The organism is Olleya sp. AS48, from assembly GCF_038900355.1.
GTDB lineage: Bacteria > Bacteroidota > Bacteroidia > Flavobacteriales > Flavobacteriaceae > Olleya.
In genome coordinates this window covers 88968-114015 of sequence record NZ_JBBMRD010000006.1, presented here as the reverse complement: position 1 = coordinate 114015, position 25048 = coordinate 88968, and the positions used below count along the sequence as shown (strand labels likewise).

Sequence of the window (25048 nt, the reverse complement as noted above, 5' to 3'; positions counted from 1 at the left end):
ATAAAATAATAAATTTGGAGAGTAAACATATTAAATCAGATTGGTTATACACCATTTCGCCCAAAAAAAAGCTTATAAATCTCAATTTTAAAGAGATATGGAGGTATCGTGATTTATTGTTTTTATTTGTAAAGCGTGATATCATCACACAGTATAAACAAACCATATTAGGCCCTTTGTGGTATTTTATACAACCCTTGTTTACCTCAGTAATCTTTACACTAATCTTTAACAATCTAGCTGCTATACCTACAGGTAATGGTATTCCTTCCTTTTTATTTAATTTGGCAGGCATCACCTCTTGGAACTATTTTAGCTCTTGCTTAACAGGAACAAGTGATACTTTTAAGGCTAATCAAGGTATATTTGGTAAGGTGTACTTTCCTAGAGTTATCACACCCTTATCTATTGTGTTTTCTAATCTTATAAAATTTGGAATTCAGCTATTAGTGTTTATTTCGTTTTATATCTACTTTGTGTTTTTTACAGATACAGCCAGTAATGCCGTACCACAACTGACTATTATACTATTACCTATACTAATTATATTTATGGGTTTAATAGGGTTAGGTTTAGGTATGATTATATCTTCAATGACCACTAAATATCGTGATTTAACCTTTTTGGTAGGTTTTGGTGTACAGTTGTTAATGTATGGTTCTGCAGTGATGTATCCCTTATCCTATTTTAAAGAGAAATTACCAGAATATTCATGGTTAGTAGCCTATAACCCAATGACAACCATTATAGAGTTATTTAGACAGATGACTTTGGGCGTTGGAAGCTTTGCGTTTAGCAATTTTATTTACGCAGGTGTTATAAGTGTTATTTTGTTTTTAATAGGACTAGTTATATTTAATAAAACCGAAAAGTCTTTTATAGATACTGTGTAATATGGAAGAAAAAGACATTATTTTAAAAGCAGAACACATCTCTAAACAATACCGTTTAGGATTAGTCGGTACAGGAACCATCAGTCACGATTTAAATAGATGGTGGCATAAAGTACGAGGTAAAGCAGATCCCTATTTAAAAGTAGGCGAGAGTAATGATCGTAGTACTAAAGCACAGTCAGAGTATGTATGGGCTTTACAAGATATTAATTTTGAAGTTAAACGTGGTGAAGTCTTAGGGATTATTGGTAAGAATGGAGCAGGAAAATCTACTTTGCTCAAAATTTTATCTAAAGTCACAGGACCAACAACAGGCGAGATTAAAACTAAAGGACGTATAGCGTCTTTATTAGAAGTGGGTACAGGATTTCATGGCGAAATGACTGGTAGAGAAAACGTCTATCTTAATGGAGCTATTTTAGGAATGACTAAAAAAGAAATTTCTTCTAAAATTGACGAAATTATCGAGTTTTCAGGTTGTCAGCGCTATATAGATACGCCAGTTAAACGTTATAGCTCTGGTATGACTGTACGATTAGCTTTTGCAGTAGCAGCCTTTTTAGAACCAGAAATATTGGTGATTGATGAGGTGTTAGCGGTTGGTGATGCCGAATTCCAGAAAAAGGCTATTGGTAAAATGCAAGATATAAGTCGTGGAGAGGGGAGAACAGTTTTGTTTGTCAGTCATAATATGTCGGCAATTAAAAATTTATGTACTAGAGCAATTTTAGTAGAAAAAGGAAGAATAAGGTCTACAGGTAGCGTGGATAATATTATCAACCTATACCTTAGTCAGATGCGAAAGGAAAAAGAAAATTTTGAAAGTTTAGAAAGAAAAGGTAATGGAGTTATTAAAATTACTTCTGTAAAAACTAAGAGCATAGGAAATGATTTCCATGGTACAGTTGGTCTTCCATTTTCTATAAGTTTTGACATTTCTAACAATAGTAATTTTAAAGTTTGTGATGTGAGATTAGATATTAGAATAGATGATAGTTTAGGTCAAAAATATGCTTGGCTCAGTACATCGGTTATTCCCTATGATGTTAAATCAAAAAACAATGTTGTAAAAACAATTAGTTTCGAATTAGAAAAGCTTAATCTACAGAAAGGAATATATTATGTGACAACATATTTGGAATGTAAAGGAGAAGTATCCGATTGGATACAAAATGCTTTTGATTTTGAAATTTTAGACGGAAAATATTATGAGTCAGATGCAAAAGTACCTAACAATCAAGGTAAAATTTTGCTTGATTATTCAATAAAACATAGTTAAATGAATTTTTTTAAAAGAAAGAACATTAAACAAGAGGTGCAAGAATATACTGTAAAGGATTGGCTTAAAGAGTTAGATTGGGCAAACGTATACCATGATAGTATCAGAGGTAAATCGTATTTAGAAAATCTGAGTTTGAATATCGGTAGATGGGCAGGTAACTATGCTTTTTTTTATGTTTTGAATAGAATAATGCATGATTTTAAACCAAAAACAATTATTGAATTTGGTTTAGGTGAATCTACTAAGTTTATTTCATCTTGTATTAAAGGTTTAAATTATGATTGCAAATATGTGGTTATTGAGCAAAATATGGATTGGAAAATTCATTTTCAATCTAATTTTCAATTAACTAATAATACGAGTCTTATACATTGTCCTTTAGAAAGGAAAGAGATTAATGGATTTAGTGTCAATACTTACAAAGACTTAAAAAATCAAATAGATTTTCAAGCAGAATTATATATTGTGGATGGACCTCATGGTAGTGAACGATTCTCAAGATTTGACATATTCTATTTGGCAGAAAAATTCACCAAAGAAAGCGAGTTTGTAATTTTGATAGATGATTGTCAAAGAAAAGGAGAACAGGATACTTTTGACGCATTACAAATGATTTTTAAAGAAAAAGAGATTGTTTTCTTTAAGGCTAAATATTCAGGAGTCAAAACAGTAAGCCTAATTGTTTCTAATAAGTATAAATATTCAACTACATTTTAAGATATGGATATACTTGCTGTATTAGTTAACTATGGAGATGAACAATTGAATTATCTAGAACAAGTTGTATCAGAACTTAAAAGTTTTAAAAACTACAAAGTAACAATTATTGTTCAATCAAATATACCATTAAATATTGAAGGTGTAGACAAAGTTAATGTTATAGAATTAGAGGACTATCAATTATTACCACTAACCTGTAGAAAAATTATTTGGGAAAACAAAAACGATTTTGATGTTTTTATTTTTGGTGAGAACGACCATATGTTTCTTGAAAAACATATAGATAAGCATTTAGAATACGTCAAAATACTTCCAAAAAATAGAATTACAGGGTTGATTCAGTTTGAAGAAAATGAAACTGGACGTTATTATCCTGGATATCATCTTCAATTTGATTGGAGGTATGACTCAGTAGAGAATTACGATGGAAAAAAATTCGCACATTTTACTAATACACATCAAGCAGGTTTTATTTTAACTAAACAACAATTATTAACTATAGGAAAGCGTTTTGATTTTAATAAATTAGTAAAAGATATACCTCTAAGTTTTATAGATAAATTTTTAAATAAAATAAAAAAAATACTAAAATTACCATTAAAACATCCGAACAATTATAGTGTGAAATGTAAAGTTAACACAGATGTCTACGATTATGGTGGTATGAAAAAACTAATTTGTATTTCAGAGTTTGAAGACAATCTAATACATCATTTACCAAACATATATATTGATGGTTTAAAAGGGAGAAATAAATTCAGGTCAGATTCAGATAAAATGGATACTGCCATACAAAAACTTTTAAAGAAGTAAATGGTAGAATATTCTTTAATAGTACTTTCCAAAACAGATTCTGAATTTATTTTTAAAATGAATGAAGACTGTTTTAACACCTTTATTAAAAGTATAGAATACATAGATAGTACTTTTGAAATCATACTGATAGAAAGTAATGAAAAAGCAAATTATGTTTACTCAATTCAAAATTTGAAAATTATAACACCACAAGCAGATTTTAATTTTCATAAATTTTTGAATATTGGAATAAAAGAGGCATCTGGTAATTATTATATTTTAAGTAATAATGACGTAAAATACACAAAAGAATGGTTGGCAAATTTACAAAATGTAGCTTTTAATAATCCTAAAATACAATCATTTTCTCCTTATGATCAAAAATCTAATAAATTACCAATGGAAAGTATAAAGAATAATTCGTTTATTTTAGGGTACCAAATTCAAAAGCACTTAACGGGTTGGTGTATAATTTTGCACAAAAATGTTATAGATAAAATAAAGATGTTAGATGAAGAATTTAATTTTTATTACGCAGATTTTGATTATGCTATGCAATTACAAAAATATAACATAAAACATGCCTTAGTGACTAATGCTAGGGTAAATCATTTAGAAAGTGTTTCATATAACCAAGAAAACAATATAAATTATAGTGAATTACCATCAGCTACACCAAAGTATTTAATAAATGAAAATTGGACTTGGATTTTAAAGGATAAAAAGATGGTAGAGGGTGTCATTTCTTATCATAAGAAATGGGGTTCTAGACGTTCGATTAAAGTCAAGCTATTTGTAATTAAGATATTAAAATCAATAGGTTTGGGTTTTTTTAGCAGATTTATATTAACAACTAAATATTAGAATAATTGAAAATAACATATTTAATAACAGGAGGCGCAGGAAATGTAGGTAGTACACTGGCAAAACATTTGGCTAGGGATAAATCAAATACGATTATTATTGTTGACAATTTATCTACAGGAAGCCTTAATAAAGTGCCAAAACTAGATAATGTAAAATTTATTAAAGCCAATGTTAATACATATAATGACATTGCTCCAATTTTTGCACGTTATGATTTTGATTATGTGTTTCATTATGCAGCCATGGTTGGTGTTAAGCGTACTTTAGAAAACCCAATGAGTGTTCTTGAGGATATTGAAGGTATTAAAAATGTGCTATCGTTATCAAAAAATTCTGGTGTAAAACGGGTGTTTTATTCAAGTTCTTCAGAAGTTTATGGAGAGCCTTTTGAAATCCCTCAAAATGAAAATACGACGCCATTAAATTCTAGATTACCTTATGCTATAGTCAAAAATGTTGGTGAAGCTTTTTTTAAATCTTACTATCAAGAATATGGATTAGAGTATACCATTTTTAGATTTTTTAATACCTATGGCCCAAATCAAAGTGAAGATTTTGTATTACCACGTTTTTTAAAATTAGCACTGCAAGATAAAAATATTAATATTTATGGCGATGGATTGCAAACACGATCGTTTTGTTACGTTGACGACAATGTTGAGACCTGTATTAAAGCTATTACAGATAAATCTTGTGTTAATGAGGTTTTAAATGTTGGTAGTGATTTAGAACAAACCATTTTATCTCTTGCTCAAGAGATTATTAGGCTTACCAACTCAAAAAGTAATATTGTTTATTTGCCAGCATTAGAAGAAGGTGATATGGCTAGACGTTGTCCAGATACTTCAAAAATGAAAAAAGTTTTAGGCAGAGATTTGATGTCGTTAGAAGATGGTGTTTTAAAACTAGTTAAACATTACAGTAAAATATAATATGCGTAAAGGATATAACCCTACTAAAGGCGGTAAGTTAGTTGTTAAAGAGCCATGTGATCATAGGGTAATAATACCTTTACACATTCCGCATGAAAATGATTACTTTAAAGATGCCTATCAGATTTTTGAATTATGTCTGTTTTCAATCTTAAAAACTGCATGCTCAAAATTAAAAATCTCTATTATTAGCAATAAATGTTCTTTTGAGGTTAATCAAAGACTTTTGCAGTTATACAAAGAACAAGAGATTGATGAGCTTATTATAGAAAAGGAAGGCATAGGAAAAATTAATAGCCTTTTAAAAGCTTTACGTACAGTTGAAGAGCGTTTAGTAACCATAACAGACGCAGACGTATTATTTTTAGATCATTGGGAGGATGAGGTCGTTTCTGTTTTCAAATCTTTTCCAAAAGCAGGAGCTGTTTGTCCAGTCCCACTTTACAGAAAGCATCTAGATTTAACAGCCAATATTTGGAGTAAGTATTTGTTTTCAAATAAATTAAAATTTAGAGCAGTTAAAGATGTTGATGCCTTAGAGAATTTTGTAAAAAGTATAGGTTGGACCCATTTACCAGAAGAGTTTGGTGACAGCATAGGTACATTAATTGCCAAAGACAATACTGTAGCAGTTTTAGGCTGTTCTCATTTTGTTGCTACCTATAAATCAGAAGTATTTAAAGCGCTTCCAGAAGACAATAGTGCTTATTTAATAGATGGAGATAGCGAGTTTTTATACATGGATAAGCCAGTGGTGTTAGTGGATGGTTATCGTTTGTCAACGTATACAAATAATGCTTACCATTTAGGTAATGTATTTGAACCTTGGATGCAAGACAACTTTGATGCTTTAAAATCAAGAGAACAAAAATACATTGATTACTCGTCTTTAAAAACTTTAAAGAAAAATACAGTTAAGTATATTTTAGCTCATAAGATTTTTAAGAATGTGATAAAGTTTAGACCTTTATTACGTTTTATTCTAAAACAAAAAGGTTTAAATAAGAAGCAGGTAGCTAATTATGTAAGTCATTAACATTAAACTATGATAAATAAAATTTTAAATATTTTAAAAGTTGATACTAGAGCGCTGTATCAAAAGCACGATAAGTTTTGGCAACAAGAAGTTTTTTTTAAATCGGTTAATAACCGATTTAAGTATTTTGAAGATTTGTGTCAGTCCAAAAAAGTTTTGCATTTTGGATGCACTGATTGGCCAATTTTTGATCCAAGTTATAATTTGCATATTAAGTTATCCAAAGTAACTTCAAAAATTCATGGCTTTGATATTGATAAGGAAGGGATTGACAATCTAAAAAAATATGTTGACCAACCTTTTTACTCAGAGTTTGAACAACTAAACAATCAACATTATGATATTTGTTTGGTACCAGAAACTATAGAACATGTTGATAACGTTAGAATATTTTTACAAGGTTTATCAACGGTCAATGCAGATGTTTTTTATATCACAGCACCAAATTGTTTTGCTCAAGTCCATATGAAACGAAATTTTTATGGAAAGAATAAAATCATAGAAGTTGTACATCCAGATCATAATTGTTGGTACAGTCCTTATACCTTAAAAAATCAAATCGAAAAGTATTCAAACTTGATAGTTACAGATGTTATCCTTTTAAATGATGATACAATGGTTTGTTGTAAAGCTATAAAAAGTAAAAATGTATAAATAGTGAAGCAGTTAAAAACCATTTACAAGTTTTTTTTAGGGTTTTATTATTTTTGTAAATTCTGCCTTTTAGAAACCAACAAAATTAGAAATGCAGATTTGGTTTTTTTCTTTCCCTATTATCATACAGGTGGTGCTGAAAAAGTGCATTTGAATATTGTTAAAGCTCTAGAGAAACAAAATATCTACATTATTTTTACCCATTTGTCAGCAACCAAAAATTATCACAGTGCTTTTAAAACTCTTGCAAATATTGTAGAAATTAATAATATTAAAAATAAAAAATCTGCGGTTCTTAATAAGTTTTTAGAAAATAAAATTTTAAAAATTATTAATAAAAGTAAATCAATACATTCTGTATTTGGTTCCAATACAGATTATTTTTATCAATTATTGCCTAAAATTAAATCAGATATTTATAAAGTTGATTTAATACATGCGTTAAGCGAAAATGATCCAAGAGAATTACAGTTTGTAAACAGCTGTCAATTTATTGATTCTCGAATTTGTATTAATACTAAAGCTAAAGAAGATTTAATTTCAATTTATACCAACAATAAATTAAGTAAAAAAATAAGTGATAAATTAGTAATAATACAAAATGGTGTAGATGTTAATAAAGGATTAAACTATAAGAAAGATGACAACCGAATTTTAAAATTTGGTTTTATTGGTAGATGGTCTGCTGAAAAAAGACCAGAGATTTTTTTAGACGTTGCTAAACAAATTATTCGTAAATACCCTGAGGTTGAGTTTGTTATGGCTGGAACAGGTATGAAATCTAATCTATCAAAAATTGAGAATTCTGGAGTCTCTTTTTTAGGAGAAATTACAGATCCTAAAAAATTGGATGAGTTGTATAAAAGTTTAACAGCAGTAGTTATAACCTCAGTATATGAGGGATTTCCTATGGTAATTATGGAGTCTATGATATTTGGCACCATACCAATAGCTACAAATGTTGGCGGAATTAGCCAACATATTAATCACATGAAAAATGGATTGTTAATTTCTTCAGAACACAAATCATCCATAGTTGAGAGGTTTATTGAAAACATTTCCTATTTGATAGAAAATGAACAATATTTAAAAATAATATCAACTAACGCTAACAATTATGCATTAGATAATTTTAATATTGATAAATTTAACACTTCTTATCAAGTTTTATTTAGAAAAAAGCCATGAAGTTATTAATGGTCGCCATTCCAAACCATCATTTTTTTCAGTGGGTTAACCAATTGAAGCATTCTGACTATGAGGTGTATTGGTTCGATATCACTGATGGAGGACCTAAATCTTCAAAAATTGAATGGGTTACTCAAATAAAAGGATGGAAATTAAAATGGAATTTTCCGTTTAGGACTCAAGTAAAAAAAAAGTTACCTAAGTTATATAGCAAGATTCAAAAAGTAAATGAAACGGATGTGACTAATGCTTTTAAAAAGGCATTAGAACAAATTCAACCAGATTTAGTCCATTGTTTTGAAATGAAATTATCAGGTTTGCCTATTTTACCTGTAATGTCACAAAATAAAATACCCTTAATTTATTCTTCATGGGGAAGCGATGTGTTTTATTATAAACAACATGGTGTAAATCCCAAAAAAGTTAACACGTTTATTAAGCGTATTGATTTGTTAATATCAGATTGTAAAAGGGATGTTGACATAATACAAAGCTTAGGATACCGTAGTCCTTTTTACGTCTTACCTGGTAATGGAGGATTAGCTATTAATACGGAGCATATAAAAAAAACAAATCAAAGAAAAAATATAATCTTTAAAGGCTATCAATATGATGTTGGAGAAGCTATTCAAATTGTAAAAGCTTTAGAAATTGTAGCTGTTAATTTACTTAAAAACATGACTATACATTGTTATAGTGCAGATGTTGAGGTTATAGATTATATCAAGCAATCAGATGTTTTTAAACTTTTAGATTATACAATATACCCAAGACACCAAAGACTAGACAATAAAAAGTTATTAAAAATAATGGGTAGTAGTGTTTTACATTTAGGAAATAACCTTTCCGATGGCATGCCTAATGCGCTTTTAGAAGCTATGGCAATGGGAGCATTTCCCATTCAATCAAATCCTGGAGGCGCAACAGAAGAAGTGATTAATGATGGCGTCAATGGTTTTTTAATCCATAATCCATTAGATTTTAGAGCTATAGCAACCTTGATAGAACAAGCTTTGCAAGATGAAATTTTAAGGGTAAAGGCTCAAGAATATAATATCAATTTTATTAATAAAAATTACAAACGTAGTATATTGCAACCAACAATTGTTCAACTTTACCAAAAGCTAAAAAACAATTAAATTAAAGGATGCAGATTTCATTTTTAATAGTCACAAAAAACAGACCCGAAGATTTAGTTTTAACTTTAAAGAAGCTAAAATTTTTAATGGATTTTTCTATTCATGAAGTGTTGGTATTTATTGATGGTTGTTCAAAAACCGAAACCATTACTAATGATTTTGACTGGGTTAATTGGACCGTGTCTAAAAAAAGCATTAGTGCTTCGCCTGCTAGACATATATTATATAAAAAAGCACAAGGAGATTTATTTGTTGGTTTAGATGACGATGCACACCCTTTAAGTCAAAATTTTATTAGCACTATTCAAGCTAGGTTTAGCACAAATAAAAATATCGGTATTATTGCATTTCAGGAAGTACGTGGTGTATTTATTTCAGATGAAGAAGCATTGCAGCAGTCTAAATCAATAGAATCTTATTATACTAATGATTTTATTGGTTGTGGCTTTGCTATTAAAAAAGAGGTCTATACTGCTACAAACGGTTTTCCGGTTTGGATAGATATTTATGGCGAAGAGCCTGCATTAGCTTTAGAGGTTTTGGATTTGGGTTATCAAATAATTTATGATCCAAGAATTATAGTAAATCATCGTATTGATATAGAAAAACGAAAGCTTCAAGGAAGAAATTATTTTAGATTTGAACGTCAGTTAAATAACGCTATACGTTATTATTTAGTGTATTATCCAAAGCCAATTAAAAAGGTTTTAAAAACTTTGTTACACAATTTTAAAAAGTATGCCTTAACAGATATAAGATATTTTAAATCTTTTATAACAGTTGTTTTTAAAGTGATTATTAATCTTTTTAAAATTTTAAAATTTAGGCAACCCGTCAAACAAGAAACTATTGAGAAAAAGCAGCGCTTAAAAGGATTGAACTATTAATCATAAACATTTTAAACATTATATGTTAGTTAAAATTTGCAGATATTATCCCTATCCAGATATAAAAAGACAAACTCCAAATCAGTCTTTTAAGTGGAATAATATTACGTTTACTGAGGAAGATGTTGCCGAATGTGATTTTTTAGTAATTTTAGATTATCCAAAGTCTGATGTTACTGTTAAGGTAAACCCAAATCATATCCTACATATATGTTTAGAGCCCGCTAATGAAATATCAAAATACAGGCAATTTGCTAACAAGCAATCTTCAGTTGTGTATAATCAAATACAAGAAGGAGGTAAATACATAAAATCTCAACCAGCGCTACCTTGGCATTTGGATAAAGATTATAACTATTTTAAAAAATTAAAACCGGAAAGTTTAAAAAAAGAAGATAAAATTGTTTGGGTTACAAGTAATCAACGTGCTTCTATTCAGCATAATAAAAGAATGGATTTTTTGGAGAGTATTTCAGATTTATCATTTATTGAGCTATACGGAAGAGGAATTAAAGAAGTAGATAGTAAATGGGATGTCATGAGGAACGCTAAATATGCTATTGCTTATGAGAATTTTAAAAACCCATTTAATTGGACAGAAAAAATATCGGACTGTTTTTTAAGTTATACAGTGCCTTTGTATTTTGGTTGTGATAGGATAGAAGATTATTTTCCAAAAGAAGCAATAATTCAAATTGATCCAAAGGATAAACATATTAAACAATTTTTAAAAGAGATAGTACACTCAAATAATTATAACCAAAAAATTGAAGCGCTTAAAGCTGCTAGAACTTTAGTGTTAGATAAGTATCAAATTTTTCCTTTTATTAGCAATCAAATTAACGCAATTGTATCTAGAGAAGGTATTAAATCTAATGAAAAGAAAAAAATAATATCCATTAAAGGCGGGAATGACTATTTTGATAATTATCCAAAAAGTATTGAGGTTACTAGAATAATTAGAAAAATAAAAAATAAGATAAAACTATAAACAAATCAGGATAAATGTATTTTAACTCCCTAGACTTCGCCCTGTTTTTGCCAATAGTTTTTATACTGTATTGGTTTGTAACCAATAAAAATTTAAAACTGCAAAATGCATTATTAGTTGTTGCTAGTTATGTGTTTTATGGTTGGTGGGATTGGCGTTTTTTATCTTTAATTGTTTTTAGTTCTCTTGTAGATTACACCATTGGTTTACAATTAATAAAAACAGCACAACCCTCTAAAAGAAAGTTGTTGCTGTGGTCCAGTATCCTTGTAAACTTAGGGTTTTTAGGTTTTTTTAAATATTATAATTTCTTTATAGATAGTTTTGTTGACGCTTTCTCTTTTTTCGGGAGTTCAATTCAGCCTAATACGTTAGATATTATTTTACCAGTTGGTATAAGTTTTTACACCTTTCAAACCTTAAGTTACACCATAGATGTTTATAAGCGAAAACTTGAGCCAACACAAGATATTGTATCATTTTTAGCCTTTGTTAGTTTTTTTCCACAATTAGTGGCAGGACCAATAGAACGAGCTACCAATTTGCTGCCACAGTTTTATAAAAAACGCCAATTTCATTATAGTCAAGCTGTGGATGGATGTAGACAAATACTTTGGGGATTTTTTAAAAAAGTAGTTATTGCAGACAATTGTGCCGAGTATGCCAATCAAATCTTTAATAACTCATCGGAACATACTGGTAGTACTTTGCTAATAGGTGCATTATTTTTTACTTTTCAGATTTATGGTGATTTTTCTGGGTATTCTGATATTGCAATCGGAACCTCAAGATTATTTGGTTTTAACTTAAAGCAAAACTTTGCCTTTCCATATTTTTCAAGAGATATAGCCGAATTTTGGCGACGCTGGCACATATCCTTATCCACATGGTTTCGGGATTATTTATACATTCCATTAGGAGGAAGTCAAGGTGGCACTTGGATGAAAGTGCGTAACACGTTTATAATATTTTTAGTCAGTGGGTTTTGGCATGGTGCCAATTGGACGTTTATTATTTGGGGATTTTTAAATGCGCTTTATTTTTTACCATTACTATTGGCTAAACGTAACAGAACTAATTTAGATGTTGTAGCACAAGATTCAAAATTACCAAATATAAAAGAACTGGTGCAAATGGGACTTACTTTTGGTCTAACCGTTATTGCTTGGGTCTTTTTTAGGGCAGAAAGCGTTACACATGCATTTACGTATTTAAAAGGTCTATTTAATACTAGTTTATTAACTGTACCAACCATTAGACCAACTAATTTACTAGTGCTTATTCTATTTTTTATAGGAATAGAATGGATTGGAAGACGTCAACACTATGCAATAGAAGTCTTGCTGCTTAAACAATCTAGGGTTATTAGATGGGCTTTTTATATGATTATAATCGCTATCATTTTTGTTTTCAGTAGTGATACTCAGCAAGAGTTTATATATTTTCAATTTTAAGCATGAAACGTTTTTTACTTACGTTGTTATCGTTTTTTATAGTTTTCTTTTTATTGGAAAAAGCAAGTTGGTACTTTATTAATAATGCTCCAGAAAAAGAACATGATAGGCGTTTAGAAAAAGTAGTTACAGGAAGTTTTAATAAAGATTTAATTATTATAGGCTCTTCTAGAGGCGCAAATAATATTTTAGCTTGTCAGTTAGAAAACGAAACAGGTTTGTCTAGCTATAATCTGTCTTATAAAGGAGTCGATATCATTTTTCAATTATTTATCCTGGAAACCTATCTTAAACTTAACCCACCACCTAAAAAAGTATTACTTCTATTAGACCATAAATATACTTTTGCTAAGGGTAATCCATTGCGTTTTAGAGATGACGTATTGTTTCCGTTTTCAAAATACAATTATATAAACAATAAATTAATAGCTAGAGGTAAGCGTAATTATGGTTCGAAAATTTTTGGTTTATTAAGGCTTAATAGAAAAGATTTTTCAACTAAAAAGAAAAAAGTATTACCTAATGAGGTTTTAACAGATTGTGGCTCTATGCCAAACCCAATAAAAAGACCAATAACATTGGAGTATCAGGATGAAAAACTGATTTATCAAGTCAACAATGAAAATCCTAAAAAAATAGAAGCTTTTAAAACTATTCAAATGTTATGTCAAACAAATAACATTAAGCTAATAACCGTTTTTCCTCCAAATTATAAAGCATTTGATTTTGGGTTTATGAAACGTTTTATTCAATTAAATAACTCTGAAAATTCAGTTATAATTTATGACACCTTAAATCCTATATATAAAAATGAGTCTATTTATTTTGATGAATCTCATTTAATACGTGATGGCGCCAAAATTTTCACCTCAGAAATTAGTGATTTTATAAACTCAAATAAATAATAAGATTGCTTTATTTTATTAACGTTTTGAAAGATTTTCGCTGTTAAATTATGTATTTTAGCGATTGTTAAAAAGTTTTAAAGTCACCCAATATATGAAAACAATAGGTTTTATTCCTTTACGTAAAGGGTCAAAAGGTATTCCTGGTAAAAATAAACGTAAAATGGTTGGAAGACCATTGTACACTTGGGTTTTAGGTGAAGCATTACACTCTAATTTAGATGCGGTTTATGTGTATACAGACGACCAATCCATATTAGATTTTATTACAAAAGAATACCATTATACAGATAAAATCAAAGGGCTTTTAAGAAGTGACAGTAGCGCAACAGATACTGCTTCCACAGAAAGTGCTATGTTGGAATTTGCAGAAACAATACACTACGATTTTGATGTATTTTGCTTACTACAAGCGACGTCACCTTTTACTACAGCACAAGACATTAATAATTGTTTGACCGCTTTGGATAACGGAAAAGATTCCGCATTAACTGTTGTTAATACCCATCGTTTTTTATGGAATGCAGATGGTACAGCTATAAACTACAATCCTAGCAAGCGTCCTAGACGTCAAGATTTTGAAGGCTTGTTAATCGAGAATGGAGCAGTTTATACTTGTAATAAACAGGTGTTACAAGATCATAAAAATAGACTAGGAAATAACATAGGTATTGTTAAAATGCCAGAAGATAGTTTACACGAAATTGATACGGAATCCGATTGGATTACAGTAGAAAACCTTTTAATAGCACGTCAACAACAATTAAAAAAAGCTGATAAAATCACACATTTAGTCTTAGATGTTGATGGAGTTTTTACGGACGGAACCATAACTTATACCAAGGATGGCGAACATACCAAAAGCTTTGATATGCGTGATGGCATGGGATTAGAGATTTTAAGACAATTTGGCGTTGAGGTTATGATTATGACAAGTGAGCAATCCGAGTTGGTTGCAAAACGCATGCAGAAGCTTCAAATTAAGCAAGTGTTTTTAGGTGTAAAAGATAAATACACGTTACTTCAAACCTTATCAAGACAACAAGGCTTTTCGTTAAATAATGTGGCTTATGTAGGTGATGATGTCAACGATATGTCTAATATTTGTAGCGTTGGTTGGTCATTAGCACCACAAAATGCCATGACCGAAATTAAAACCATAGCAGACGTTGTATTATCAAAACCATCTGGCGCAGGAGCCATCAGAGAAGCTTGTCAGTTTATTAAAAATTATAATAAAAGATATTAAGTAAATACATGAATACCTACAAAAAACCTTACATCATAGCAGAGATTGGATGTAATCATAAAGGCGATATGCAAATTGCTAAAGAGTTAATCCAAATGGCTAAAATATTTTGTAATGTAGATGCTGTCAAGTTTCAGAAGCGTCATAATATTGAGCTGCTAACGGAAGAACAATATAATAGTCCACACCCAAATCCTTCCAACTCGTATGGTGACACTTATGGTGCACATAGAGAGTATTTAGAGTTTGATGTAGCTCAACATCAAGAACTTAAAGATTTTTGCGAATCTATTGGTATTGATTATTCAACCTCTGTTTGGGATTTAACATCAGCAAAAGAGATTGCTTCATTACAGCCAAAGTTTATCAAAATACCTTCGGCTTGTAATAATAATGTTATCATGTTAGCATGGTTATGTGAAAATTACAAAGGCGAACTTCATATTTCTACAGGAATGACCACTAAAGATGAAATTGAAGATTTAGTAAAATTGTTTACTAAACACAATAGAGCCAAAGATTTAGTATTATACAACTGTACCTCTGGCTATCCTGTACCCTTTGAAGATGTTTGTTTATTAGATATTAATTTATTGATAGAAAAATACGGTAATCAAGTCAAACATATTGGTTTTTCTGGACACCATTTAGGTATTGCAGTAGATGTTGCAGCTTACACCTTAGGTGCACCAATTATTGAGCGTCATTATACCTTAGATCGTACTTGGAAAGGAACGGATCATGCTGCATCATTGGAGCCTATGGGATTACGTAAATTATCAAGAGATTTAAATGCAGTGCATAAAGCATTAACTTTTAAAAGCCAAGACATTTTACCTATAGAGCAAGTGCAACGTGATAAATTAAAAAATCAAAAAGGATAATCTGATTTTATTATAATGAAAAAAAAAGTATTTGTCTTTTTTCCTGATGGTGTTGGTTTACGCAACTTTGCCTTTACAGATTTTAAATCTATTGGAGAACAGCATGGTTTTGATATCACGTATTGGAATAATACTGTTTTTTCGTTAAAAGACCATTTGGGTTTTAATGAAGTTAAGATAGATAACCATCAAATCCATCCATTAACACCAATTTATTCTCGTGCTAGAAAGCAAGCCGAATTGAATGTGTCTCAGGATAAATTTAATGATGACGTGTATCCAACTTATAAGTTTCCTTTTAATTATAAAGGTGTAAAAAACACGCTTAAAAGTTTATATACCAAGTTACTCATAGGGCTATATTCTTCAGAAAAAGGTATTGAAAAAATCAGACAAAAAATAAATACATTAGAGCGTCAAAATCCTAAATATGCCTACTGTAAAGCGCAATTACAACAACATAAACCCGATTTAATATTTTGCACAACACAACGTGCAACAAAATCTATAAGTGCGTTATTGGCTGCTAAAGATTTAGGGATTCCTACGGTTGCTTTTGTTTACTCATGGGATAATGTACCCAAAGCGATGCAAGTGGTGGAAACCGATTATTATAGCGTTTGGAGTGACCACATGAAGCGCGAAGTCTTACAATATTATCCTTTTGTAAAAGCAGAACAAGTGTTTGTAACAGGGACACCACAGTTTGAACCACATTATGATACTAGCTTAAAACAAAGTCGAGCAGACTTTTTTAAACAATACAATTTAGACGTAAATAAAAAATATATTTGTTATTCTGGTGATGACGAAACGACGTCACCTTTAGACCAATATTATTTAGAAGATTTAGCAAATACGGTAAGGCGTTTAAATGCTAAAGGCGAAAATTTAGGTATTATTTACAGGAAGTGTCCCGTGGATTTTACATCCAGATACGACGCTGTAATCCATGCAAATAAAGATATTATTGAAGTTTTAGATCCCATTTGGAAGCCAATAGGTGACCAATGGAACCAGGTCTTGCCAGCAAAGGAAGATTTTAAAATGTTGTATAATGTTTGCGAACATTCAGAGTTTGTAACCAATGTTTGCTCATCAACCGTTTTTGATTTTGTTGCGCATAATAAAGCTTGCATTTATTATAATTATGAGCAACCGCAACTTAAAAAAGGCATTAGAGATATAGGTCAAAACTATAACTACGTTCATTTTAGAAGTATGCCAAGCGATAAAGCAGCAGTGTTTTGTACCGATAAAAATGACTTGGACCATTTAGTAAAACAAATATTAGATGGTCAATTATCAAATGTAGCAGAAGGTAAAAGATGGTACGAGATTATCGTTGGTACCACACCCACTAAAGCCTCAGAAAATATTTGGAAGGCAATAGATACAATACTTAATTAAGTTTGATACATAAAAAAATAGGAATTACAAATCTTTGAGAGATCAGTCTAAACAAAATTTACAATTATCAAATCATGCACATCGCTTTTTTAACATCAGAGTATCCGCATCCTAAAGTGTCTCACGCTGCGGGAATAGCCACTAGTATAAAAAATCTAGCAGTTGCTTTAGTTGATAAAGGTGAGCAAGTTACTATTTTTGTGTATCATCAAAATGAAGACACTATTATAGATGACCAAGGTGTTACGATTCATTTAATTAAGAAAAAAAAGTACAAAGTCTTTACTTGGTATTTTTACAGAAAACAGCTTCAGTATTATATTAATATAGTAGTTAAGTCTGAAGCTATAGATTTAATTGAAGCACCAGATTGGACTGGTATTACAGCTTTTATGAAATTTAATATTCCATTGGTAATTAGACTACATGGAAGTGATGCTTACTTTTGTAAATTAGATAAACGCAAACAAAAGTTTAAAAATTTTGTCTTTGAGAAAATGGGTTTATTAAAAGCATCAGCTTATATTGCTCCAACAACATTTGCAGGAGAAGAGACTGCTAAGATTTTTGGTTTAAACCGAAAAAAAATAAAAACTATTCATTATGGTTTACAATTAGCTCACTTTGAGAATCAAACACCAAAAGTTTACGAAGAAAAAACCATTTTATACATCGGTACAATTATCAGAAAAAAAGGTGTTTTGGAGCTAGCTCAAATATTTAATACAATTTTAGAGACAGAACCTAACGCTAAATTGAAATTAATAGGAGGTGATGCTTCAGACATAAAAACAGGACACAAGTCTACTTTTGCCTTAATGCAGTCTATATTTACAGATCAAGCTAAACAAAATGTAGAGTATTTAGGTAAAATACCTTACAGTGATGTTAAAGCACATATTAAAAAAGCCCATGTTTGTACATTTCCAAGTTTTGCTGAAACGTTAGGTATGGTTACTATAGAGAGTATGGCTTTACAAAAATCGGTAGTAAATACTAGCATTGGTTGGGCACAAGAGCTGATTGATGATGGTGTGAATGGGTATTTAGTACATCCATCAGATATAGATATCTATGCAGAAAGAATTCTTAATTTATTAAAGGATGAAACACTTTGTTTGGCATTAGGTAGAGAAGCAAGAAAAAAGGTAGAGACGTCTTTTAATATAGAGCTAAACGTAGATATAAATATTGAGTATTATGATAAAATTATAACATAATGATTATAGTCTACCACAATTCAAAGCATGTAGTTTCTGTAATAAATGATGACAATACTCTACCTGTTTTTTCGACAAATACCACATTAACAGAAGAGCTTTTAAATATAGCTAAAGCAAATTCCAATCAATTATTAATTTGGTGTCATATTGACTTAAAAGAGTTGTTAAATATTAGTCAACTAACTAAAATTTTTCATCATAACTATATTTTAGCAACATTCCATCCTTTTAGTAACATTCCAATACATGATGCTATTGGGTATATAGATCGGTCTTTTTATATTAAAATAAATACAAGTAATACATATCCCACATGGTTGATGAGTGCGTGGGTTGGAGGTATTCTTTCATCTACTCTCATAAAATTTTCGTCTATTATTGAAACAACTAATAGTTTTAATTATAACCTGCTTTCAATAGCAAAATTAGGACAAAATGAAGGTTTGTTATGCTATTCTGAACCTAAATTACTAATTAATAATCCAAAATGGAAAGCTCAACAGTTTTTTTGCCAAACTACATTATTTAAATTCGTAAAAACACACTATAAATGGTTTTGGGTATGGTATCTATGTTTATGTTATTTCTTATATGAAAAAAAATTCCCCTTTTTAGATGCTATAAAAACTGTTTTTCTAAAGAGGTTAACACTTGATTTTAATTTTGATAACGATCTTAAATCGACAAAAAAAATTGTTAAAAATGGGTCAATTGATGTTATTATTCCCACTATTGGCAGAAAAGACTATTTATTTAATGTACTTAAGGATTTAAGTAAACAAACTTTTTTACCAAAATCTGTAATAATTGTAGAACAAAACCCAAAATTAACTTCTAAATCAGACTTAAGTTATATAAATACCGAAATTTGGCCATTCAAAATAATACATCATTTTATTCATCAATTAGGTGTTGTAAATGCAAGAAATATAGCTCTTAAAGAGGTTACTAGTGAATGGGTACTATTAGGAGATGATGATAATCGCTTTGAACCTAATTTAATTGAAAAATTATTTGAAAAAGTAACACAATATGGTGTCAAATGTGGCTTAACTGTTTATTTAAAACCAGGTGAAACGCAATATTTTTTAAAATCTGGTCAAACCCCTATTTTTGGAGGTGGGAACGCAATTTTAAAGAGCGATTTACTTAACAAAGTTAAATTTAACTCTAAATTTGAGTTTAGCTATGGAGAGGATACAGATTTTGGAATGCAGATTAGACATACTGGAGAAGATGTTATTTACTTTTCTGATGTTATAATCACCCATTTAAAAGCACCTTTTGGTGGTTTTAGAACTAAGTTTATTCATCCATGGGATTCCGAAAGTATTCAACCTTTACCTTCTCCGGCTATTATGTATTTACATAAAAAATATTATACACATAAACAGCTTAAAGGTTATAAGTTGCTATATTTTATTAGAAGATTTAAACAAGAAAAAGTGATTAATTTTATTGCATTTATAAGTAAATTTAATAAACAGTGGGTTAAAAGTGATTTTTGGTCAAAAAAAATGTAACAGATGAATGAAAAAGTTAAATTAAGTTTTTTAATCACTCATTATAATAGACCTCAAGCATTACTAGAATGTATAGAAGCTATTAAATTTTTAGATTATCCAAATTTTGAAATTGTCGTAAGTGACGATTCTAGTAATAAAACTAATTTAGATATCATCAAGAAGTATCCAGTTAATCTGGTAATAACATCTAATAAAAATTTAGGGTTAGCAGGGAATATAAATAAAGGTATAAAAGCTTGCAAAGGAGATTACATAATTTATTGTCAAGAAGATTTTTTGCTTAAGAAAGAATTAGTAAATATACTTGATGAATGTTTTTCTGTTTTAAAAAATCAACAAGCAGATTTGATTCGGTTTATTTCTAGTTATTCTTTCAAACACGTTATTCCTATAACCCAAAACATTGATTTAATCCCCAAATTTTCTTGGAAAAACTTTATTTTTCAAAGTCATCAGTATAGTGACAACCCTTTTATAACGACAAAGAAATTTTATGATACTTATGGTTATTATCTTGAATCTACATCAGGAGATTATGGAGAGACTGAATTTGCCATAAGAATATTTAAATCTAAAGCAAAAATTGCAATTTCTAACGTATCATATGTTAATTACGCTTCAAATTGTATATCTGTAATTGATCGTCCATTAAAAAAAAACAGAATAGTTTTAAGTAAAAAAAATATAAAATTTTTAAGGTCTTGTAGATTACATTTAGAATGTTTTTTTTACAACAATAAAAAAAGAGGGTTATTAACCTATAAAAACTTGCGTAAATAACAAATGCTTAAACTATACACAAATACTAATTTTTTAACCGAAGCGTATCGACGTCAAGTCTTTCCGTTGTTATTTGATTTGGTATTTAAGCAAAACCAAAAGCTACTTGAAAAGTATAGTATCGTTTCTAATGTTAATGATGCAAATATTGTCGTTCTACCAGTTGATTATGCAGTGTTTTTAAAACAAAGAGAACCCTTTTTAGGGCTTTTAAACGCTGCTAAAACAGCAAAGCTTCCTATATGGATTTATACTGCAGGAGACTATGGGTTTACCAATTATATTCCTAATAGTTACACCTTTAGGTTAGGTGGTTTTGATAGTAAAATGGATAAAAGTACTTATGTTTTACCGTCTTTTATAAACGATCCGTATGCTTCCGTGTTGACGCAAGGTTTTAATGTTTTAAAAAAAACAAATAAACCAAATATTGGATTTGTTGGTCATGCGCAATCTGGCGTTTTAAAATATTTAAAAGACTATACCAACCACTTAAAATATCAAGTCAAACGAAAGTGTAACAAAATACTAGCAGATAAACAGAGGTTTTATCCATCCAGTGTTAAGCGTGCCAACTATTTACAAACATTAGCTATAAATGAAGGTTTAGAAACCAATTTTATACTTAGAACTAAATATAGAGCAGGCTCGCATTCTCCGGAAACACAACAAGAGACTACTCAGCAATTTTATGATAATCTATTTAACAATGCTTATACATTTTGCATTAGAGGTGTTGGTAATTTTTCGGTTAGATTTTATGAAACCTTAGCAGTAGGTCGTATTCCTATTTTGCTAAACACAGATTGTAGGTTACCATTGAGTAATCGCATAGATTGGACTAAACATTGTTTAATTTTGGATGCATCAAGTCACATTAAAATAGCAGATCAAATTTTAGAATTTCATAAATGGTTATCAGCATCTGAATTTGAGAATATCCAACATTCTAATCGTAACTTATGGCTTAATACGTTGCAACGCGACGCTTATTTTTTAGAGATTTATAATCAGTTTAAAACTTAATAGTAGTTTATGAATTTGTCTTTTTCATTAGTCATTTGCACATATATGCGACCAAAAGCTATCCTTACGCTTTTAAAGTCCGTTGCCTTGCAGACATTGTATCCTAATGAAATTCTTGTAATAGATGGCTCTACCAATTCTGAAACTGAATTAGTTTTAAGTGAAAACACATTCCATAGTCTTAGTTATTTTAAAGTTGATGAAGCTAATAGAGGTTTAACTAAGCAACGTAATTTTGGTATTAGCAAAGTTGGTAAATCGATTGATATTGTCTGTTTTTTGGATGATGATACTGTGTTAGATCGTGATTATTTTAAAGCAGTTATAGAGGCTTTTAATGATGATTCTGAGATAACTGGAGTTGGAGGTGTAGCAGTAAACGAAAATAGATGGAAACTTCAAAGCCCTAACCATGTTTACAATAAAAAATTGTATTATTCATTAGAGGATTATATAATAAAAGAGAGTACTAGAAATGTTGTTCGTAATTATTTTGGATTACAATCACCAAACTTACCAGGTATAATGCCAACATTTTCACATGGAAGGACTTATAGTTATCCACTTAATGATAAATTATATCAAGTAGATTTATTGGTAGGAATGTCTTTTAGTTTTAAGAGAATTGTGTTTGACAACATAAAATTTTCTACTTATTTTGAAGGTTATGGTTTATATGAAGATGCAGACTATAGCTTACGAGCTTTGAAATATGGTAAAAATATAATATCTACTAAAGCTAAAATTTATCATTATCATGACAAATCTGGTAGGCCTAATCAATTTAATTATGGTATGATGGTCGTCAGAAATGGATGGTATGTTTGGCGTATCAAATATCCTAAGCCTACATTTGTTGCTAGATTTAAATTTTATGCTACGATTGTGCTGCTAACATTAATTAGAGCGACAAATGTTATTACAACGTCAGAACATAAAAAAGCATTAACCGAAACTTTAGGTCGAATGGTTGGATTGATTTCGCTTATATTTAACAAACCTAAAATTAAATAATGCGATTTTTAATTATCACACATGTTTTTCATAAACCAAAAGCACAGCAATGGTTTGCCTATGCACCTTATGTGCGTGAGATGAATTTGTGGTTAAACTATGTGGATGAGGTAGAGATTGTTGCACCAACAACCGATACACCAATTTCTGAAATTGATATAGCTTATCAGTATAACAAAATTAAATTCACACCAATACCATCCCTAGCATTTATTAATTTTAGTCGTGGTGTAAAATCATTATTAGCGATACCATTTATTTTTTATAGGTTATTTCAGGCTTGTAAACGTGCAGACCATATTCATTTAAGGTGTCCAGGAAACATAGGTTTACTAGGATGTTTTATTCAGTTATTTTTTCCGAAGAAAATAAAAACCGCAAAATATGCAGGTAATTGGGATCCAAACGCACAACAACCCTTAAGTTATACCCTTCAAAAAAAAATACTTTCAAATACCACTTTGACTAAAAACATGACTGCTTTAGTTTATGGAGAATGGAAAAATCAAACTAAAAATATTAAGTCGTTCTTTACAGCATCCTTTAAAAATGAAGACCGAGAAGCGATTCCTTTAAGAGATTATTCTGCTGACTTACATTTTATTTTTGTAGGCAGTTTGGTTGAAGGGAAACGCCCATTGTTGGCCATACAAATTGTTGAAGCTTTAATTAACAGAGGTATGCCAAGTTACTTAGCATTATATGGAGAAGGCGTTTTAAAAAAACAATTACAGCAATACATAGATCAAAATAACTTAGGAAAGTATATCGTTTTACACGGAAATCAAACCAGTGACACCATAAAAGCAGCTTTAAAACAATCACATTTTTCAATATTAGCATCAAAGTCCGAAGGTTGGCCAAAAGCCTTAGCTGAAGCTATGTTTTATGGCGTCATACCTATTGCCACGTCAATATCTTGTGTGCCAAATATGTTAGATAATGGAAAAAGAGGACTCTTAATAGCACCTGATTTAGCGTCTGCAGTTAACAAAATTGAAAGTTGTTTGTTAGATAAGTCGCATTTGCGAGAACAATCTATTAAAGCTTCAGACTGGTCACAACTGTTTACTTTAGATGTGTTTGAGGCAGAAATAAAACGTTTAATAACTACCAAATAATGAAAGTATTACAATTAATTGATAGCTTGGAAGCAGGAGGTGCAGAGCGTGTTGCAGTAAACTACGCCAATGGTTTGTTGCATTTTGTTGAAGCAAGTTATTTGTGTACTACCAGAGCAGAGGGACTTTTGAAAGGCGAATTAAATAAAGACGTTGGCTATTTATTTTTAAATAAAAAAACAACCTTAGATAGTAAAGCTATTAAGCTGTTATACCAATTTATTGAGGACGAAAAAATACAGATTGTTCATGCACATGGTTCGTCTTTTTTTTTAGCAACTATAATTAAGTTGTTACAGCCCAAATTAAAATTGGTTTGGCATGATCATTATGGTAAAAGCGAATTTTTAAAGCAACGACCAAAGCAGGTTTTAAAATTTTGTTCGCGTTTTTTTAACCACATATTTAGTGTAAATTCTAAATTAGAAGCCTGGGCAAAAACGACACTTAAAGTGAAATCGGTTAGTTATTTACCTAATTATGCAGTAAAAAATAATAATCCGCTAACTACAAAATTAAAAGGAGTAGAAGGTAAGCGTATTGTTTGCTTAGCAAATTTAAGACCACAAAAAGATCATTTAAATTTATTGAGAGCTTTTAAAGCGGTTTTAATAACTGAACCAATGTGGACTTTGCATTTAGTAGGTCAGGATTTTAAAGATGCATATTCTAAATCTATTTTTGACTTTATTAATTTAAATAAATTAGAAACGTCTGTCTTTATTTATGGTAGTTGTGCAGATACTTCTGCTATTTTACAGCAAAGTACTATAGGTGTTTTGTCTTCAAAATCTGAAGGCTTACCTTTAGCATTGTTAGAGTATGGATTAGCTGGTTTACCTGTAATTTGTACCAATGTAGGTGATTGTAGTTTGGTGATTAGTAATAAAATCACAGGTTTGTTGGTAACTTCAGAAGATTTTTTCTCTTTAAGTCAAGCTATAATATTTTATATTGAAGACTTACAGCTGAGGAATGTTTGTTCGAATAATATAAAAGATTTAGTCAAAACTAATTTTTCTGAAAGTTCACAGCTAGATTCAATTTTAAAGATGTATTCACGATTATAATT

General features: G+C 30.0%; 24 protein-coding genes. All 24 read left to right on the top strand.

The annotated features are described in order from the left end of the window. The first annotated feature begins 14 nt into the window (after positions 1-14). The 24 genes from WNY60_RS09130 to WNY60_RS09015 all read left to right on the top strand — a co-directional run bounded on the left by WNY60_RS09130 (position 15) and on the right by WNY60_RS09015 (position 25046). Positions 15-893: an ABC transporter permease gene (locus tag WNY60_RS09130; protein ID WP_145000220.1), complete on the top strand. Its 879-nt coding sequence runs from the start codon at positions 15-17 to the stop codon at positions 891-893. A 1-nt stretch (position 894) separates the two neighbouring features. Next, entirely contained in the window at positions 895-2172 is a 1278-nt protein-coding gene (locus WNY60_RS09125) for a polysaccharide ABC transporter ATP-binding protein (RefSeq protein WP_145000218.1), read from the top strand. After that, entirely contained in the window at positions 2173-2892 is a 720-nt protein-coding gene (locus WNY60_RS09120; RefSeq protein ID WP_145000215.1) for a hypothetical protein, read from the top strand. 3 nt (positions 2893-2895) lie between these two features. Further along, complete coding sequence (locus WNY60_RS09115) at positions 2896-3708, top strand: hypothetical protein (protein ID WP_145000213.1); 813 nt, start codon at positions 2896-2898, stop codon at positions 3706-3708. Then, positions 3709-4554 (top strand): glycosyltransferase, encoded by an 846-nt coding sequence (locus WNY60_RS09110; RefSeq protein ID WP_342862170.1) that lies wholly within the window; start codon positions 3709-3711, stop codon positions 4552-4554. Positions 4555-4559: 5 nt separating this feature from the next. Further along, on the top strand, positions 4560-5489 hold the full coding sequence (locus WNY60_RS09105) for an NAD-dependent epimerase/dehydratase family protein (protein WP_261375216.1): 930 nt from the start codon (positions 4560-4562) through the stop codon (positions 5487-5489). 1 nt (position 5490) lies between these two features. Next, positions 5491-6525: a hypothetical protein gene (locus tag WNY60_RS09100; protein ID WP_342862169.1), complete on the top strand. Its 1035-nt coding sequence runs from the start codon at positions 5491-5493 to the stop codon at positions 6523-6525. 9 nt (positions 6526-6534) lie between these two features. Continuing rightward, positions 6535-7179, top strand: a complete 645-nt coding sequence (locus WNY60_RS09095) for a methyltransferase domain-containing protein (protein WP_145000206.1) — start codon at positions 6535-6537, stop codon at positions 7177-7179. A gap of 3 nt (positions 7180-7182) precedes the next feature. Beyond that, positions 7183-8367, top strand: a complete 1185-nt coding sequence (locus tag WNY60_RS09090; protein ID WP_342862168.1) for a glycosyltransferase family 4 protein — start codon at positions 7183-7185, stop codon at positions 8365-8367. Then, positions 8364-9506: a glycosyltransferase gene (locus tag WNY60_RS09085; protein ID WP_342862167.1), complete on the top strand. Its 1143-nt coding sequence runs from the start codon at positions 8364-8366 to the stop codon at positions 9504-9506. Before WNY60_RS09090 ends, WNY60_RS09085 begins: the two co-directional genes overlap by 4 nt. A gap of 8 nt (positions 9507-9514) precedes the next feature. Beyond that, positions 9515-10393, top strand: a complete 879-nt coding sequence (locus WNY60_RS09080; RefSeq protein ID WP_145000199.1) for a glycosyltransferase family 2 protein — start codon at positions 9515-9517, stop codon at positions 10391-10393. Positions 10394-10415: 22 nt separating this feature from the next. Further along, positions 10416-11384, top strand: a complete 969-nt coding sequence (locus tag WNY60_RS09075; RefSeq protein ID WP_145000196.1) for a glycosyltransferase family 10 — start codon at positions 10416-10418, stop codon at positions 11382-11384. 14 nt (positions 11385-11398) lie between these two features. After that, complete coding sequence (locus tag WNY60_RS09070) at positions 11399-12838, top strand: MBOAT family O-acyltransferase (RefSeq protein ID WP_342862166.1); 1440 nt, start codon at positions 11399-11401, stop codon at positions 12836-12838. Between the two features lie 2 nt (positions 12839-12840). Next, positions 12841-13743 (top strand): hypothetical protein, encoded by a 903-nt coding sequence (locus tag WNY60_RS09065; protein WP_342862165.1) that lies wholly within the window; start codon positions 12841-12843, stop codon positions 13741-13743. A 94-nt stretch (positions 13744-13837) separates the two neighbouring features. Then, on the top strand, positions 13838-14992 hold the full coding sequence (locus WNY60_RS09060) for an acylneuraminate cytidylyltransferase (RefSeq protein WP_342862164.1): 1155 nt from the start codon (positions 13838-13840) through the stop codon (positions 14990-14992). An 8-nt stretch (positions 14993-15000) separates the two neighbouring features. Further along, entirely contained in the window at positions 15001-15876 is an 876-nt protein-coding gene (locus tag WNY60_RS09055) for an N-acetylneuraminate synthase family protein (protein ID WP_342862163.1), read from the top strand. A gap of 15 nt (positions 15877-15891) precedes the next feature. Continuing rightward, the gene (locus tag WNY60_RS09050; protein ID WP_342862162.1) at positions 15892-17286 is read left to right on the top strand and encodes a UDP-glycosyltransferase; all 1395 of its coding nucleotides are present in this window, start codon (positions 15892-15894) and stop codon (positions 17284-17286) included. 74 nt (positions 17287-17360) lie between these two features. Then, positions 17361-18506 carry a glycosyltransferase family 4 protein gene (locus WNY60_RS09045; protein ID WP_342862161.1) on the top strand — a complete coding sequence of 382 codons (1146 nt, stop codon included), beginning with the start codon at positions 17361-17363 and terminating at the stop codon, positions 18504-18506. Then, positions 18506-20032, top strand: coding sequence for a glycosyltransferase family A protein (locus tag WNY60_RS09040; RefSeq protein WP_342862160.1), 1527 nt, complete (start codon positions 18506-18508; stop codon positions 20030-20032). Before WNY60_RS09045 ends, WNY60_RS09040 begins: the two co-directional genes overlap by 1 nt. Positions 20033-20035: 3 nt before the next feature. After that, the gene (locus WNY60_RS09035) at positions 20036-20815 is read left to right on the top strand and encodes a glycosyltransferase (RefSeq protein WP_342862159.1); all 780 of its coding nucleotides are present in this window, start codon (positions 20036-20038) and stop codon (positions 20813-20815) included. Positions 20816-20818: 3 nt separating this feature from the next. Next, positions 20819-21841: an exostosin family protein gene (locus WNY60_RS09030; RefSeq protein ID WP_342862158.1), complete on the top strand. Its 1023-nt coding sequence runs from the start codon at positions 20819-20821 to the stop codon at positions 21839-21841. Positions 21842-21850: 9 nt separating this feature from the next. Continuing rightward, positions 21851-22855, top strand: a complete 1005-nt coding sequence (locus WNY60_RS09025; RefSeq protein ID WP_342862157.1) for a glycosyltransferase — start codon at positions 21851-21853, stop codon at positions 22853-22855. Beyond that, complete coding sequence (locus tag WNY60_RS09020; protein WP_342862156.1) at positions 22855-23976, top strand: glycosyltransferase; 1122 nt, start codon at positions 22855-22857, stop codon at positions 23974-23976. Before WNY60_RS09025 ends, WNY60_RS09020 begins: the two co-directional genes overlap by 1 nt. Continuing rightward, entirely contained in the window at positions 23976-25046 is a 1071-nt protein-coding gene (locus WNY60_RS09015) for a glycosyltransferase (protein WP_342862155.1), read from the top strand. The genes WNY60_RS09020 and WNY60_RS09015 overlap by 1 nt, the downstream gene beginning before the upstream one ends. Positions 25047-25048: the final 2 nt, after the last annotated feature.

Excerpts from the sequence above, each read along its gene's own strand:
- WNY60_RS09125 (WP_145000218.1), top strand. The coding sequence starts at position 895 with ATGGAAGAAAAAGACATTATTTTAAAAGCAGAACACATCTCTAAACAA.
- WNY60_RS09120 (WP_145000215.1), top strand. The coding sequence starts at position 2,173 with ATGAATTTTTTTAAAAGAAAGAACATTAAACAAGAGGTGCAAGAATAT.
- WNY60_RS09115 (WP_145000213.1), top strand. The coding sequence starts at position 2,896 with ATGGATATACTTGCTGTATTAGTTAACTATGGAGATGAACAATTGAAT.
- WNY60_RS09110 (WP_342862170.1), top strand. The coding sequence starts at position 3,709 with ATGGTAGAATATTCTTTAATAGTACTTTCCAAAACAGATTCTGAATTT.
- WNY60_RS09100 (WP_342862169.1), top strand. The coding sequence starts at position 5,491 with ATGCGTAAAGGATATAACCCTACTAAAGGCGGTAAGTTAGTTGTTAAA.
- WNY60_RS09095 (WP_145000206.1), top strand. The coding sequence starts at position 6,535 with ATGATAAATAAAATTTTAAATATTTTAAAAGTTGATACTAGAGCGCTG.
- WNY60_RS09085 (WP_342862167.1), top strand. The coding sequence starts at position 8,364 with ATGAAGTTATTAATGGTCGCCATTCCAAACCATCATTTTTTTCAGTGG.
- WNY60_RS09080 (WP_145000199.1), top strand. The coding sequence starts at position 9,515 with ATGCAGATTTCATTTTTAATAGTCACAAAAAACAGACCCGAAGATTTA.
- WNY60_RS09075 (WP_145000196.1), top strand. The coding sequence starts at position 10,416 with ATGTTAGTTAAAATTTGCAGATATTATCCCTATCCAGATATAAAAAGA.
- WNY60_RS09070 (WP_342862166.1), top strand. The coding sequence starts at position 11,399 with ATGTATTTTAACTCCCTAGACTTCGCCCTGTTTTTGCCAATAGTTTTT.
- WNY60_RS09065 (WP_342862165.1), top strand. The coding sequence starts at position 12,841 with ATGAAACGTTTTTTACTTACGTTGTTATCGTTTTTTATAGTTTTCTTT.
- WNY60_RS09060 (WP_342862164.1), top strand. The coding sequence starts at position 13,838 with ATGAAAACAATAGGTTTTATTCCTTTACGTAAAGGGTCAAAAGGTATT.
- WNY60_RS09055 (WP_342862163.1), top strand. The coding sequence starts at position 15,001 with ATGAATACCTACAAAAAACCTTACATCATAGCAGAGATTGGATGTAAT.
- WNY60_RS09050 (WP_342862162.1), top strand. The coding sequence starts at position 15,892 with ATGAAAAAAAAAGTATTTGTCTTTTTTCCTGATGGTGTTGGTTTACGC.
- WNY60_RS09045 (WP_342862161.1), top strand. The coding sequence starts at position 17,361 with ATGCACATCGCTTTTTTAACATCAGAGTATCCGCATCCTAAAGTGTCT.
- WNY60_RS09040 (WP_342862160.1), top strand. The coding sequence starts at position 18,506 with ATGATTATAGTCTACCACAATTCAAAGCATGTAGTTTCTGTAATAAAT.
- WNY60_RS09035 (WP_342862159.1), top strand. The coding sequence starts at position 20,036 with ATGAATGAAAAAGTTAAATTAAGTTTTTTAATCACTCATTATAATAGA.
- WNY60_RS09030 (WP_342862158.1), top strand. The coding sequence starts at position 20,819 with ATGCTTAAACTATACACAAATACTAATTTTTTAACCGAAGCGTATCGA.
- WNY60_RS09025 (WP_342862157.1), top strand. The coding sequence starts at position 21,851 with ATGAATTTGTCTTTTTCATTAGTCATTTGCACATATATGCGACCAAAA.
- WNY60_RS09020 (WP_342862156.1), top strand. The coding sequence starts at position 22,855 with ATGCGATTTTTAATTATCACACATGTTTTTCATAAACCAAAAGCACAG.
- WNY60_RS09015 (WP_342862155.1), top strand. The coding sequence starts at position 23,976 with ATGAAAGTATTACAATTAATTGATAGCTTGGAAGCAGGAGGTGCAGAG.